This window comes from Stenotrophomonas sp. SrG (assembly GCF_050031795.1).
Taxonomy (GTDB): Bacteria; Pseudomonadota; Gammaproteobacteria; order Xanthomonadales; family Xanthomonadaceae; genus Stenotrophomonas; species Stenotrophomonas rhizophila_A.
Window position 1 is genome coordinate 1 of record NZ_JBNBBE010000790.1, and the last position, 245, is coordinate 245.

The 245-nt window shown below is 69.4% G+C and carries 1 pseudogene; it reads right to left on the bottom strand.

Going from position 1 to position 245, the window contains the following annotated elements:
* A pseudogene (locus tag ACQG3P_RS21715) lies at nt 1-232 on the bottom strand (peptidase); the annotation flags it as partial.
* Nucleotides 233-245: the final 13 nt, after the last annotated feature.

Below are 245 nucleotides of genomic sequence, written 5' to 3' on the forward strand. Positions count from 1 at the left end.
CGCCGAACGCGGTGCAGGCGTCCAGGCTCTTGGCCAGGTGGGACGGGTGGAAGGCGTTGTAGGCCGGCAGCTGGGCTTCGTCGAGCTTGAACTCGGTGGCGGCTGGGGCGGCGGCGGCCGGGGGGGCGGTGGAGGCCGCGCTGTCCGTAGCCGGGGTTTCGTTCTTGCCGCAGCCGACCAGCGCGGCCGAAACGGCTAGGGTCAGCAGGACAATCTTGGGAGTACGAGAGATCACTAGTATGGCC